The sequence below is a fragment of the Duganella sp. Root1480D1 genome (assembly GCF_001427305.1).
GTDB lineage: Bacteria > Pseudomonadota > Gammaproteobacteria > Burkholderiales > Burkholderiaceae_D > Rugamonas.
On record NZ_LMFZ01000023.1, the window covers coordinates 81,875 to 94,395 of the forward strand.

Annotated in this window: 12 protein-coding genes; 1 reads left to right on the top strand and 11 read right to left on the bottom strand. The window is 62.0% G+C overall.

The window, feature by feature from the left end:
* Positions 1-37 precede the first annotated feature (37 nt).
* The gene (locus tag ASD58_RS18510; protein WP_057262698.1) at positions 38-883 is read left to right on the top strand and encodes a pyruvate, water dikinase regulatory protein; all 846 of its coding nucleotides are present in this window, start codon (positions 38-40) and stop codon (positions 881-883) included.
* 3 nt (positions 884-886) lie between these two features.
* On the opposite strand, the gene ASD58_RS18515 is transcribed toward ASD58_RS18510, so the two are convergent.
* The 11 genes from ASD58_RS18515 to ispC all read right to left on the bottom strand — a co-directional run bounded on the left by ASD58_RS18515 (position 887) and on the right by ispC (position 12,513).
* Positions 887-2,086, bottom strand: coding sequence for an EAL domain-containing protein (locus ASD58_RS18515; protein ID WP_057262699.1), 1,200 nt, complete (start codon positions 2,084-2,086; stop codon positions 887-889).
* 28 nt (positions 2,087-2,114) lie between these two features.
* Complete coding sequence (locus ASD58_RS18520) at positions 2,115-2,900, bottom strand: RNA methyltransferase (protein WP_057262700.1); 786 nt, start codon at positions 2,898-2,900, stop codon at positions 2,115-2,117.
* Entirely contained in the window at positions 2,897-3,514 is a 618-nt protein-coding gene (rnhB, locus tag ASD58_RS18525) for a ribonuclease HII (protein WP_057262701.1), read from the bottom strand. Before rnhB ends, ASD58_RS18520 begins: the two co-directional genes overlap by 4 nt.
* A 67-nt stretch (positions 3,515-3,581) precedes the next feature.
* On the bottom strand, positions 3,582-4,736 hold the full coding sequence (lpxB, locus tag ASD58_RS18530; protein ID WP_057262702.1) for a lipid-A-disaccharide synthase: 1,155 nt from the start codon (positions 4,734-4,736) through the stop codon (positions 3,582-3,584).
* The gene (gene lpxA / locus ASD58_RS18535) at positions 4,720-5,511 is read right to left on the bottom strand and encodes an acyl-ACP--UDP-N-acetylglucosamine O-acyltransferase (RefSeq protein WP_057262703.1); all 792 of its coding nucleotides are present in this window, start codon (positions 5,509-5,511) and stop codon (positions 4,720-4,722) included. Before lpxA ends, lpxB begins: the two co-directional genes overlap by 17 nt.
* Before the next feature lie 4 nt (positions 5,512-5,515).
* The gene (gene fabZ / locus ASD58_RS18540; protein WP_055924214.1) at positions 5,516-5,977 is read right to left on the bottom strand and encodes a 3-hydroxyacyl-ACP dehydratase FabZ; all 462 of its coding nucleotides are present in this window, start codon (positions 5,975-5,977) and stop codon (positions 5,516-5,518) included.
* Complete coding sequence (lpxD, locus tag ASD58_RS18545) at positions 5,974-7,029, bottom strand: UDP-3-O-(3-hydroxymyristoyl)glucosamine N-acyltransferase (RefSeq protein ID WP_057262704.1); 1,056 nt, start codon at positions 7,027-7,029, stop codon at positions 5,974-5,976. The genes fabZ and lpxD overlap by 4 nt, the downstream gene beginning before the upstream one ends.
* Positions 7,030-7,048: 19 nt before the next feature.
* Complete coding sequence (locus tag ASD58_RS18550) at positions 7,049-7,561, bottom strand: OmpH family outer membrane protein (RefSeq protein ID WP_229210022.1); 513 nt, start codon at positions 7,559-7,561, stop codon at positions 7,049-7,051.
* A 44-nt stretch (positions 7,562-7,605) separates the two neighbouring features.
* Complete coding sequence (bamA, locus tag ASD58_RS18555; protein ID WP_057262705.1) at positions 7,606-9,939, bottom strand: outer membrane protein assembly factor BamA; 2,334 nt, start codon at positions 9,937-9,939, stop codon at positions 7,606-7,608.
* A gap of 17 nt (positions 9,940-9,956) precedes the next feature.
* Positions 9,957-11,324 carry an RIP metalloprotease RseP gene (gene rseP / locus ASD58_RS18560; protein ID WP_057262706.1) on the bottom strand — a complete coding sequence of 456 codons (1,368 nt, stop codon included), beginning with the start codon at positions 11,322-11,324 and terminating at the stop codon, positions 9,957-9,959.
* A 16-nt stretch (positions 11,325-11,340) separates the two neighbouring features.
* Positions 11,341-12,513: a 1-deoxy-D-xylulose-5-phosphate reductoisomerase gene (gene ispC, locus ASD58_RS18565; RefSeq protein WP_057262707.1), complete on the bottom strand. Its 1,173-nt coding sequence runs from the start codon at positions 12,511-12,513 to the stop codon at positions 11,341-11,343.
* Positions 12,514-12,521 lie beyond the last annotated feature (8 nt).

The following is a 12,521-nucleotide window of genomic DNA, read 5'->3' on the forward strand; positions in this document are numbered from 1 at the left end:
GCAAATTGACGATTCATCCATTGGAAAAGCACTTTTGATGCCACAAGATCAACGTTTATTGCCGGCGTCCAGCCGCACCGTCTTTTTTGTCTCTGACGGCACTGGCATCACCGCCGAAACCTTCGGCCATTCGGTGCTGACGCAGTTCGACCTGCGCTTCCGCCAGATCCGCCTGCCCTTCATCGATACCTGCGACAAGGCTTATGATGCAGTGCGCAAAATTAACGAAGTCGGAGCCGAGGATGGCGCCAAGCCGATCGTGTTTTCGACCCTGGTGAAGGCAGAGCTGTCGGAAGTCATCCAGCGCGCCAATGCCATGCATATGGACTTGATACAGACCTTCGTGGCGCCGCTGGAACAGGAATTGGGCGTCAAGTCGACCCACACCATCGGCCGTTCCCACAATGTGGTGGACAGCGAGGAATACAAGAACCGCATCGAGGCGATCAACTTCTCGCTGGCGCACGATGATGGTCAGTCCAACAAGAACCTGTCGTCGGCGGACGTCATCCTGGTTGGCGTGTCGCGCTCGGGCAAAACCCCTACTTCGCTGTACCTGGCCATGCAATACGGCGTCAAAGCGGCCAATTACCCGTTGATTCCGGACGATTTCGAGCGCGGCAAGCTGCCGTCGGCGCTGTATGCCTATAAATCGAAGATTTTCGGCCTGAGCATCGAGCCGCAGCGCCTGTCCGAGATCCGTAACGAGCGCCGCGCCGGTTCCAAATACGCTTCGCTGGAAAACTGCCGCTATGAGGTCAACGAGGCGGAGGCCATGATGCGCCGCGAAGGCATCCGCTGGCTGTCGTCCACGACCAAGTCGATCGAAGAGATTTCGACCACCATCCTGCAGGAAATCAAGCCGAATCGCTCGGTTTACTGACCGTCAGAAGAAGCTTTTCCAGTCGTGGAGCCAGCCGGGAATATCAACTACCGGCATCGGGTTGGCAATATAGAAGCCCTGGGCGTAGTCGCAGCCCAGGCTTTGCAGGAAGTCCCAGTCCGCCCTGGTTTCGACACCGACCGCACAAGCGTGGCGCGACAGGCTGCGGGCCAGCCCAAGGCAGGACTTCAATACGGTACCAATGGGACGCTTGCGCGAAGCGCCGTCCACGAAACTGGGATCGATCTTCAGTTCCGAGAACGGAATGGCGGCCAGCAGTTGCAGGTTGGAGCGCCCGGTGCCGTAGTCATCGATCGCCAGCCCGAATCCCATCATCCGCAGGCGCAGCAGGCGCTCCAGGAAATGGGGGTTGGTGGTCAGCACCGAGGCTTCCGTGATCTCGAACGTAACGTAATCGGACAGGATGCGGTAGCGTTCCAGGCAGGCCGTGATCCGGGCGATGAATTGCGGATGCGCCAGCGTGCCCGGATCCACATTCACCGAAAACGAAATCGGAATGCCCTTGTCATGCAGGCTGCGGCAGGCCGCGACCGACTTCTCGATCATGCTCCAGTCGAGAAAATCGATGCGCCGCACGCTTTCCAGCACCGGCACAAATGCCGACGGGCCAAGCACGCCATACTCGGGGTGGCGCCAACGGGCGAACATTTCCAGCCCCACCACAGCCCCGGTCTCCAGCTCGATCTCGGGCTGGGCAAAGGGATCGAATTGGCGCCCCTGCAGTCCGCCCTCCACTTCGGCAAAGGTGAATTCAGGATGCTGCGGGCCGGGATCCGGCTCGCCGGAAGGTTCCCGGTAGTTGGCAATCAGCTCCTGCAGCCTGGCCGAGGTGATGGCCTTGATCGAACTGCCCAGGATGTCAAGCCCGTAAGCTTCAGCCATGGTTTCGACCGAGAACAGCACGTCCGCGCTTTCGGAGGCCAGGATAATGATGCCGGCCCGGCAGTCGATTTCAGCCAGGCGCCGGATGACCTCCAGGCCGTCCATACCCGGCAGCGCCAGGTCCATCACGGCGATGTTGGCGGGTGGGATCAGGCCGATTTCCAGCAAGCGCAGCGCGCCCAGGCCGTCGGATGCCGGGGTGACGTGCTGCGCGCCCAGGTGGCGCAGCATGCCGACCAATAGCTCACGCTGGACGGGTTCGCCCTCGGCGACCAGGAAGTGCAAGTTTGCAATTTCCATAACGCCCATTCCAGCATGGTTAGTTTTATTAAGTCAGATTTTGCCTTACTTGTTCGAAAAAGCATACTGCCGCGCACGCGGCGACATTCAGCGATTCGACTTTCCCCAGGTGCGGCACGATGACGCGATGGGTAGCGTTGCTTAAAAGCGCGTCGGACACGCCCTGCCCTTCGTGGCCGAAGATCCAGGCGACCGGGCGTTTCAGGTCAAGCTGGTAAAGCTGTTCGGCCGCGTAGCCGCTGGTCGCCAGGGTGGCGATCTGGGCGCCCTGCACCAGTTGCTCCAGGTCGACGTTCTCGTAAATATCCAGCACAAAGTGCGCGCCCATGGCAGCGCGCAGTACTTTCGGCGACCAGCAGAAAGCTGTGCCGGGGGCGCAATACACTTCCTTCACGCCTGCCGCGGCGGCGCTGCGCAGGATGGAGCCGACATTGCCCGGGTCCTGCACGTTGTCCAGCAGGACGGCGTTCACGGCCAGCGCCTGCGGCACGTCCTTCTGCGGGGTCGCGATCAGGAACATCAGGCCGACACCGTGCTCCACCTGGCTGACCGCATGGTAAAGCTGGTCGGTCAGGCACAGCACGTGGGCATGCTCCGCTTCCAGGCGGGCGATGATGGCGGCGACTTCAGGGTTCTGCAGCGCGCCTTCAGCCACAATGGCTTGCTCGGGGTGGCCGCGCAACTCGATCCAGGTTTCGCACAGGTGCACGCCATCCAGCAGGCTGCGGCCGGCCTTGCGGCGCGCTTGCGAGTTGGTGGCCAGCTTGGACAGCTCCTTGTATTGCGCGTTGTCGCGCGAAGTAATGTGCTTCACAGGTCGCGCTCCAGGACTTCACGCACCGGAGCAAAGCTGCGCCGGTGCACCGGCGATGCGCCATGCTCGCGCAAGCGCTCCAGGTGCAGTGCAGTGCCATAGCCTTTGTGCTGGTCGAAGCCGTATTGCGGGTACTTCTTGTGCAGTTTGACCAGGGCCGCGTCGCGCGCGGTCTTGGCCAGGATCGAGGCGGCGGAAATGGACTCGATCTTGTCGTCGCCTTCCACAATGGCGATGCTCTGGATGCGCATCACCGGGCACTTGTTGCCGTCGATGAGGGCCAGGGTGGGTATGGTTTGCAGGGCATACACGGCGCGTTTCATCGCCAGCAGGCTGGCCTGCAAGATGTTCAGGCGGTCGATTTCTTCCTCCGAAGCCTTGGCCACGGCCCAGGCGATCGCGTGCTCACGGATCAATGGCGCCAGCTCGTCGCGGCGCGCTTCGTTGAGCTTCTTGGAATCACGCAGGCCGGCAATCGGGCGGTTGCGGTCCAGGATCACGGCCGCAGCAAACACCGGCCCGGCCAAAGGACCGCGCCCCGCCTCATCGACGCCGCAAATGATCTCGTCGAGCGAGTAAGGAAGGTCATCGAAAAGACCGGATTGTTGGACCATTGCTCAATTCTTTCTACTGTCCAGTTCGTGTCACACCATGGGGTCACACCCCAGGTGTGACACGGGCTTATCTGTTGATCACCTTAAGGACTGCTGCGGCGCCTTCTTCGGCGCTGTTGCGCAGCAGGCTGTAATGCATGTCGGTGAAGCGCTGCACCAGTCGCAGGCGATGCGGCACGTCACTCAGTTGTTGCCACATGGCGTCGGCCAGCGTCTCGGCAGTGGCTGAGTTCTGCAGCATTTCCGGCACCAGGAATTCGCGCGCCAGGATGTTCGGCAAGCCGATCCAGGGCTGGTAGCCCATATGCTTCATGATATGCCAGGATGCGGCCATCATCTTGTAGGCGATCACCATCGGCTTTTTGTACAGTGCCACTTCCAGCGATGCGGTGCCGGAAGCCACCAGCACGGCGTCGGCGGCGCAGATGGCGGTGTGCGACTGGCCATCGAGCAGCATCAGTTCCACGTCCTGCAGTCCAGCTTCTGCGATCAGCTCGAGGAAGTACTTGCGCTGCTTTTCGCCGGCCATCGGCACCACGAATTTCAGCGTGTGGTCGCGCTGCAGCAGCAGCCTGCAGGCGCCGATGAAGGCGGCCGTATTGTATTTCAGTTCCGCCATGCGGCTGCCCGGCATGACGCAGACCACGTTGGCGTCTTCCGCCAGGCCGAGCTGGCGGCGTGCGGCCGCTTCGTCGGGCTGCAGCGGAATCACCTCGGCCAGCGGGTGGCCGACGTAGGTCACGGGCACGCCGGCTTTCTTGTAGATCTCTTCCTCGAACGGGAAGATCACCAGCATATGCGACACCGACTTGATGATTTTCTTGATGCGCCCGCCGCGCCAGGCCCAGATCTGCGGTCCGATGTAATGCACGGTCGGGATGCCGGCGTCACGCAACTGCGCTTCCAGCCCCAGGTTGAAGCCCGGGTAATCGGCGCCGATAAAGCAGGCCGGCCGTTCGGCCAGCAACTGGTCGCGCAGTGTGTTCTGGATGCCTTTCAGCTCGCGGTAGCGGGGAATGATCTCGAACAGCCCGCGCACGGTCATCTTCTCGATCGGCCATTGCGACTCGAAGCCATGTTCCATCATGGCCGGGCCGCCAATGCCGTGGAAGCGCGCTTCGGGCAGGTGCGGGCGCAGGCCGCCTAACAGACGGCCTGCCAGCAGGTCGCCGGACGGTTCGCCGGCAACGACTGCAATCGATACGTCAGCGGACGATGCCACGGGTGGTCGTATCGAGGAATTCGCGCATCGCGCGCGCAGGGACCGCGTCCGCCTCCGGCAGTTCGGCTTCGGCGGCGATCATGGCTGCCTTGGCTTCATCCAGCGTCAGGCCGGAACGGTACAGCAGCTTGTAGGCGTTGCGGATGGCGTTGATCTGCTCGCGGGTGAAGCCGCGGCGTTTCAGGCCTTCGATGTTGACGCCATGGGCGGCGGCCGGATTGCCGTTCAACAGTACGAAAGGCGGCACGTCCTGGGTCAGGCTGGTGCTCATGCCGACGAAGGCGTGGGCGCCAATCTTGCAGAACTGGTGCACGTTGGCAAAGCCCGACATGATCACCCAGTCGCCGATCTCCACGTGGCCCGCCATCTGGGCGTTGTTGGAGAAGATGGTGTTGTTGCCGACCACGCAGTCATGCGCCAGGTGGACGTAGGCCGAGATCCAGTTGTTGTTACCCAGCCTGGTCACGCCCTTGTCCTGCACCGTACCGAGGTTGAAGGTGCAGAATTCGCGGATGGTGTTGTCGTCGCCAATTTCCAGCCGGGTCGGTTCGCCGTTCCACTTCTTGTCCTGCGGCGCGGCGCCGATGGACGAGAACTGGAAGAACTTGTTGTTCTTGCCGATCGTGGTATGGCCCTCGATCACGACATGCGGGCCCACCACGGTGTTCTCGCCAATCACCACGTTCGGACCAATGATCGTGTATGGACCGATCTCGACGCCGGCAGCCAGTTCGGCTTTCGGGTCGACGATCGCGCTTGGGTGGATGGTCGCCATGCTGTTACTCCACGGAGCGGATGGTGCACATCAGCTCAGCTTCCAGTGCCACCTGGCCGTCGACCGAGCCGACCGCCTTGTATTTCCAGATGCCGCGCGCGTTGCGCAGGATTTCCACGTCCATCTTCAGTTGGTCGCCAGGACCTACCGGGCGCTTGAAGCGCGCGTTGTCGATGCCGACGAAGTACACCACCGAATTCTCGTCCGGCTTGATGCCCATGGACTTGAACGACAGCAGGGCTGCGGTCTGCGCCATCGCTTCGATCATCAGCACGCCCGGCATCACCGGCTTGTGCGGGAAGTGGCCGTTGAAGAACTCTTCGTTCACGGTCACGTTCTTGATGGCGGTGATGGACTTGTTCTCTTCATAAGAGATCACGCGATCAACCAGCAGCAGCGGGTAGCGGTGCGGCAGGTAAGCCTTGATCTCGCAGATGTCCATCGTTTTGTTTTCGGTAGTCGTCATGATTCTTCGTCTTCGGTTTTAGTTTTAATGGTTTTTTCCAGCGCGCGCATTTTATCGCGCATCGTCGGCAGGTTCCGGACAATCGCAGCCGACTTCTCCCAGTCGCTGTTCTTGGCCAACGGGTAAAAGCCCGTGTATTGGCCTGGTTCGGCGATCGAGCGCGATACCAGGCTGCCCGACGAAATATGGACGTGGTCCGCGATCGTCAAATGGCCCAGGATCATTGCCGCGCCGCCGAAGGTGCAGTACTTGCCGATTTTTGCGCTGCCTGCCACGCCGACGCAGCCGGCCATGGCCGTGTGCGCGCCGATATGGCAGTTGTGGCCGATCTGGATCTGGTTGTCCAGCTTCACGCCGTCTTCAATAATGGTGTCCGCCAGCGCGCCGCGGTCCAAGGTGGTATTGGCGCCAATGTCGACATCGTCGCCGATTAGTACCCGGCCCACCTGCGGGATGCGCACGTAGACACCGCCGTCATTGGCAAAGCCAAAGCCGTCGGTGCCGATCACGGCGCCCGAATGGATGATGCCGCGCTTGCCGATCACGCACTTCGAATGGAACGTCACGTTGGCAAAGAAGTGCGTGCCCTCGCCCACCTGCGCGTCGCGGCCGATGTAGCAGCCGGCATCCAGCACCACGCCGGCGCCGATCACGGCACCCGCTTCAACCACCACTTTGGGGCCGATATGGGCGGTCGCGTCTACGCTGGCCGCGGGATCGACGTAGGCCGTCGGGTGCACGCCGGCCGGGCGCACGTAAGCCGTCTGCGCTTCAAAGACCTGCGCGGCACGGGCAAAGTACACATAGGGATTCTTGACGACGATGCGGGCGCCCTTATAGGTTTCGGCCACGGTGGCATCGTCATTGGCGCTGACAATCAGGGCTGCCGCCTGGCTTTGCCCCGCCTGCGAGCGGAATTTGCTGTTACTGAGGAAGCTGATATGCGAAGCGCCTGCATCGGTCAACGGCGCGATCCCGGCAACATAAAGTTCCGGGTCCCCCACCAGTTGACCGCCCAGGCGCTCGACCAGTTCTCCTAGTCGAAGGCCCATCTGTAATCCAATCTATCTGTTATTTGTCCAGCGCTTCCAGCACCTTGTTGGTGATGTCGATGCGCGGGCTGGCCCACACTGCGTCCTGCAGGACGATGTCATAGCCTTCGGTGTTTGCAAGCTGCTTGATGATCTTCGTCGCCTTTTCGGCGATCGCAGCACGCTCCTCGTTGGTGCGTTGGTTCAGGTCTTCGCGGAATTCGCGCTGGCGGCGCTGGAAGTTCAGGTCCGCCTCGTAGGCTTCGCGCTGCAGTTTGCTGCGCTCAGGCTCCGGCTTGGCGGCGCCTTCCTTTTCCCATTTGTCGGCGGCCGCCTTGGAGCGCATGGCCAGTTCCTGCAACGCCTTTTCGCGGCTGGAGAATTCCTCGCGCAGCTTGTTGTCGGCCGACTTGGCTAGCTTCGATTCGTTGTAGATGCGCTCGGCGCTCAGCCAGGCAATCCGGGAGGACTGCGCCAGCGCCGGTGCCGTGGCCATCATGCCCAGCGCCAGTACGGCAGCGATTTTGCCCAGGGTAGCGGTTGCAGTCTTCAACTCGATTCTCCGTCCAAATAAGTTGCTTTGGTGCACTAAATGCATCAGAAACCAGTACCCATCTGGAACTGGAAGCGTTCCAGGCGGTCACCCAGTTTGTCGTTCAGAGGCAAAGCATAACTCAACTTCAGCGGGCCCACCGGGGAAATCCAGCTCAAGCCCAGGCCGGCCGAGAAGCGCAGCTCGGACAGGCGCATCTTCTGGCGTTCCGCGTAGACCTGGCCACCGTCGAGGAAGCCAAACCAGCGCAGCGAACGGTCCTGGCCCTGGCCGGGGAACGGCATCTGCAGTTCGGCGTTACCGATCAGGCGCGAAGCGCCGCCCAGCGAATCGCCATAACGCGGGTCGACCGCGCCCAGCGAGGAGCTTTGGTAGCCACGCACCGAGCCGATGCCGCCGGCGTAGAAGTTCTTGAAGACCGGATAGTTCTTGCCGCCGAAGCCACGGCCGTAGTCGACCTCGCCCTTCAGCGCCAGGGTGATCTTGTTGGTCACAGGCTTGTACCACTGGGTCTCGTACACCGCGCGCCAGTACTTCGATTCGCCGATCGCGTCCAGTTCCAGGTTAATGCGCTGCATATAACCCAGGGTCGGGGTCATGGCGGAGTCGCGGCTGTCGCGCGCCCAGGCTGCGGTCAGCGGCACCGAGTAGGCGTTGACCGAACCGACACCGGTCGACGGGCCGCCCAGGTCGCGCACGTACTGCTTGAAGTAGGTCGGCGACGAATCGTCGGTTTCCACGTTCGACTTTTCCAGGCCGATACCGAAGAAGATGGTGTCCTGTTCGGAGAACGGCACGCCAAAGCTCACGCGGCCGCCGGTCTGCTTGATGGTGTACAGGCCGGTGTTGACTGCAGGCGGGCGGAAGGTACGCAGGTAAAGCTCATAGCTGCGCGAAATGCCGTCCGGCGTGAAGTACGGGTTGGTATGCGAGAAGGCGATGGTACGGCTGTACTTCGAGGTATTCAGTTCCAGGCCGACGGTATTGCCCGAGCCGGCAAAGTTGGCCTGCTGGATCGCCGCGTTGAAGGTGAACTTCTCGGCCTGCGAGAAGGCGCCGCCGATCTGGAAGTTGCCGGTCGGGCGCTCGACCACGGACAGGTTGATGTCGACCTGGTCGGAGGTGCCCTGCGCTTCCGGCGTATCGACGGTCACATCCTTGAAGTAGCCGGTGCGGTCGACGCGGTCGCGCGATTGCTTGATCTTGGAGGCGTCGTACCAGCTCGATTCGAACTGGCGGAACTCGCGGCGGATCACTTCGTCGCGGGTGGTGGTATTGCCCGAGATGTTAATGTGGCGCACATAGGCGCGCTTGCCCGGATCGATGAAGAAGGTGAACGCGACTTCGCGCTTGGCCTGGTCGATTTCAGGGTTGGCGTTCACGTTGGCGAAGGCGAAACCGAAGGTGCCCAGGCGGTCGGTGATCAGCTTGTTGGTGGACGTCAGCAGCTTGCCCGAGTACAGCTTGCCCTTCTGCAGCAGCACCAGCTGGCGCAGCTCGTCTTCACGGCCGAACATTTCGCCTTCGAACTTGATGTCGGAGACAGTGTACTTTTCACCTTCAGTGATATTGATGGTGATGTAGATGTCCTTCTTGTCCGGGGTGATCGAGACCTGGGTGGAATCGACGTTCATCTCGATATAACCGTGGTCCAGGTACCAGGACTTCAGGGTCTCGATATCGCCATTCAGCTTGGTCTTGGAATACTGGTCGGACTTGGTGTACCAGCTGAACCAGCCGCCGGTATTCAGGGCGATCTGCTCTTTCAGCTCCTTGTCGCTGAAAGCCTTGTTGCCGACGATATTGATCTGCTTGATGCGCGCCACGTCGCCTTCATCGACTTCGAAGTCGATGCTGACGCGGTTACGCTCCATCGGCGTCACGGTGGTGGTGATTTTCACGCCGTACAGGCCGCGCGACAGGTACTGGCGCTTCAATTCCTGCTCGGCGCGGTCAACCGATGCCTTGTCGAAGGTCTTGGCTTCGCCGACGCCGATATCCTTCAGCGCCTTGACCAGCATGTCTTTCTCGAATTCGTGGGTACCCTTGAAGTCCACCTTGGCGATGGCCGGGCGTTCTTCCACGATCACCACCAGCACATTGCCGTCGCGCTCCAGCTTCACATCCTTGAAGATGCCGGTCGCATACAGGGCCTTGATGGTGGCTACGGATTTGTCGTCACTGAAGGTTTCGCCCACGCGCACTGGCAGGTAGCTGAACACGGTACCGGCCTCGGTACGCTGGATGCCTTCGACACGGATGTCCTTGACGACGAACGACTCGGCGGCGATTGCGCTGCCGGAGCAGATGGCCAGGACGGCAGCGCCTACCAGGGTGCGGCGGAATTGGGGAGCGATACGATCAGTGTGTAATTTCATCGGCAAATCGAAAAAAATTAAAGCAGCCGGACCAGGTCATTAAATATCGCCAGCGCCATTAATGACACCAGCAATCCCAGTCCAATACGCTGCGCCATTTCGCCAAAGCGCTCGGAAACGGGGCGCCCGGTCAAAACTTCCAGCGAATAATACAGCAAATGCCCCCCATCCAGAACAGGAATTGGCAGCAAATTCATCAGTCCAAGGCTCACGCTGATAAAGGCGACGAAGGCAATGAATGGCTCGGCGCCCATTTTCGCAGTCTCCCCGGCATATTGGGCAATGGTCAGGACGCCGGTAATATGCTTTGGCGACAGCTCGAGGGTAATCATGCGGCCCAGGATGCGAACCGTCATGGTGCAGATTTCTTTTACCTGGCGCGTCGCCTTGGCCACCGCATCCAGCGGGCCGTAATGCACCACTATCGTATCAACCGGACCTACCAGCGCGGCCTTGATCTTACCGACTGTTACAAGACCTTTGCTGTTTGCCTGCTTGTCTTCCACCGCGTCGGGAGTCAGTTCCAGCCGCTGCTGGCGGCCGTCGCGCAGCACGGTCACCACCAGCTTGCGGCCCGGGGAGCGCAGCACTTCGGCCACGAAGGCGCGGTCGTCTTCGATCTGCTGGCCATCCACAGCCACCACCACGTCGCCCTGCAGCATGCCGGCGCGCTGGGCGGCACCGCCCTGCTCCATAATGCCGATGACTGGCGGCGGGCGCATCAGCTCCAGGCCGATCACGGCCGGCACGTCGTCCTCGAGCTTGACCTGGCCGGCAGCTTCGGCCGGCAGCGCAACACGCAGCTTACCGTAGCCCGGGCGTTCGATGACCAGCGCCATGCCCTCCTTGTGGATGGCCGACTGGATGATGGCCCAACGCAGCTCGGACCAGCCTTGCACCGGTTCGCCATTGACCGACTTGACCAGGTCGCCCCGGTGCAGGCCGGCGGCAGCGGCGGCCGTCGCCTGCGCCGGCTCGGCGATGCGGGCAGCCGGCTCGCGCACGCCGGACATGTACAGGCCCGCGTACAGGGCGATAGCAAGCAGGAAGTTGGCCAACGGGCCGGCAGCCACGATGGCAATGCGCTTCCAGACGTTCTGGCGGGTGAATTCGCGGGCCAGGTCTTCGGCCGGCAAGTCGGATACATCCTGTTCCCGCGCGTCCAGCATCTTGACGTAGCCGCCCAGCGGAATGGCGGAAATGGCCCATTCGGTCTGGTCTTTGCCGAACCTGCGCATCCAGACGATGCGGCCCATGCCGACCGAAAAGCGCAGCACCTTGACGCCGCACCAGCGGGCCACCAGGTAGTGCCCAAGCTCGTGGATGATGATCAGGGAGCCAAGGCAGACAATCGTGGCGAGGATGGTGCGGAAAGCGTCGTCCATGGTTCGGGGGGGCCGATTATCCGGCGATTATCCGTTCTGCTGCCGTCCGTGCCAGCGCGTCCTGCGCCATCACCGCCTCGATGCTGCTGGCCGCGCCGTGCGGCAATTCTTCCATGACCTGGGCGATCACCCGGTCAATGCGGCGGAAGCCGATGCGCTGGTCGAGGAAGGCTTGTACCGCCACCTCGTTGGCCGCATTCAGCAAGGCCGGCGCCGTGCCGCCTGCCCGCAGGGCATCGAAAGCCAGCGCCAGGCAGGGGAAGCGGTTGAAATCAGGCTTTTCGAATTGCAGGGTCCCAACCTGGGTCAGGTCCAGCTGCGCCACGCCGGAGGCGACGCGCTCGGGGTAAGCCAGGGCATGGGCGATCGGGGTGCGCATGTCCGGGTTGCCCAGCTCCGCCAGCACGGAGCCGTCGTTGTAGGACACCATCGAGTGGATCACCGACTGCGGGTGGATCACCACTTCAATCTGCTCGGCCGGGGCACCGAACAGCCAATGGGCCTCGATCACCTCCAGGCCCTTGTTCATCATGGTTGCGGAATCGACCGAAATCTTGCGGCCCATGACCCACTTCGGGTGCTTGCAGGCTTCATCCGGAGTCACGTTTTCCAGCGTAGCGACATCGCGCTTCAGGAACGGGCCACCGGAAGCCGTCAGCAGGATCTTGGTGACGCCAGCGGCAGCCGGCACCCGGCCAAAGCCCTGCGGCAGGCACTGGAAGATCGCATTGTGTTCGGAATCGATCGGCAGCAGCACGGCGCCGCTTTCGGCCACGGCATCCATGAACAACTGGCCGGACATGACCAGCGCTTCCTTATTGGCCAGCATGACCTTCTTGCCGGCGCGGGCGGCAGCCAGGGTTGGCGCCAGGCCGGCGGCGCCGACAATGGCGGCCATCACGGCATCGGTTTCGGCGGCGGCGGAAACGGCGCACAACGCAGCTTCGCCCCACTCCACTTCGGTGCGGCAGCCGGCGGCGCGCAGCAAGGCGCCCAATTGGCCGGCGGCGGCAGCGCTGCCCACCACGGCGCGGACCGGGCGAAACTGGATGCACTGGGCGGCCAGTTCGTCAACGCGGCTATGGGCGGTCAGCGCATAGACGGAATAACGGTCCGGATGGCGCGCGATGACGTCCAGCGTGGAGACGCCGATCGAACCGGTGGCGCCGAGAATGGTAATGCGTTGCATGAAATTCC

What these genes read in the sequence shown, in the direction of transcription:
- ASD58_RS18510 (WP_057262698.1), top strand. Translation starts at nt 38, where the DNA reads ATGCCACAAGATCAACGTTTATTGCCGGCGTCCAGCCGCACCGTCTTT.
- ASD58_RS18515 (WP_057262699.1), bottom strand. Translation starts at nt 2,086, where the DNA reads ATGGAAATTGCAAACTTGCACTTCCTGGTCGCCGAGGGCGAACCCGTC.
- rnhB (WP_057262701.1), bottom strand. Translation starts at nt 3,514, where the DNA reads ATGGTCCAACAATCCGGTCTTTTCGATGACCTTCCTTACTCGCTCGAC.
- lpxA (WP_057262703.1), bottom strand. Translation starts at nt 5,511, where the DNA reads ATGGCGACCATCCACCCAAGCGCGATCGTCGACCCGAAAGCCGAACTG.
- fabZ (WP_055924214.1), bottom strand. Translation starts at nt 5,977, where the DNA reads ATGACGACTACCGAAAACAAAACGATGGACATCTGCGAGATCAAGGCT.
- lpxD (WP_057262704.1), bottom strand. Translation starts at nt 7,029, where the DNA reads ATGGGCCTTCGACTAGGAGAACTGGTCGAGCGCCTGGGCGGTCAACTG.
- bamA (WP_057262705.1), bottom strand. Translation starts at nt 9,939, where the DNA reads ATGAAATTACACACTGATCGTATCGCTCCCCAATTCCGCCGCACCCTG.
- rseP (WP_057262706.1), bottom strand. Translation starts at nt 11,324, where the DNA reads ATGGACGACGCTTTCCGCACCATCCTCGCCACGATTGTCTGCCTTGGC.
- ispC (WP_057262707.1), bottom strand. Translation starts at nt 12,513, where the DNA reads ATGCAACGCATTACCATTCTCGGCGCCACCGGTTCGATCGGCGTCTCC.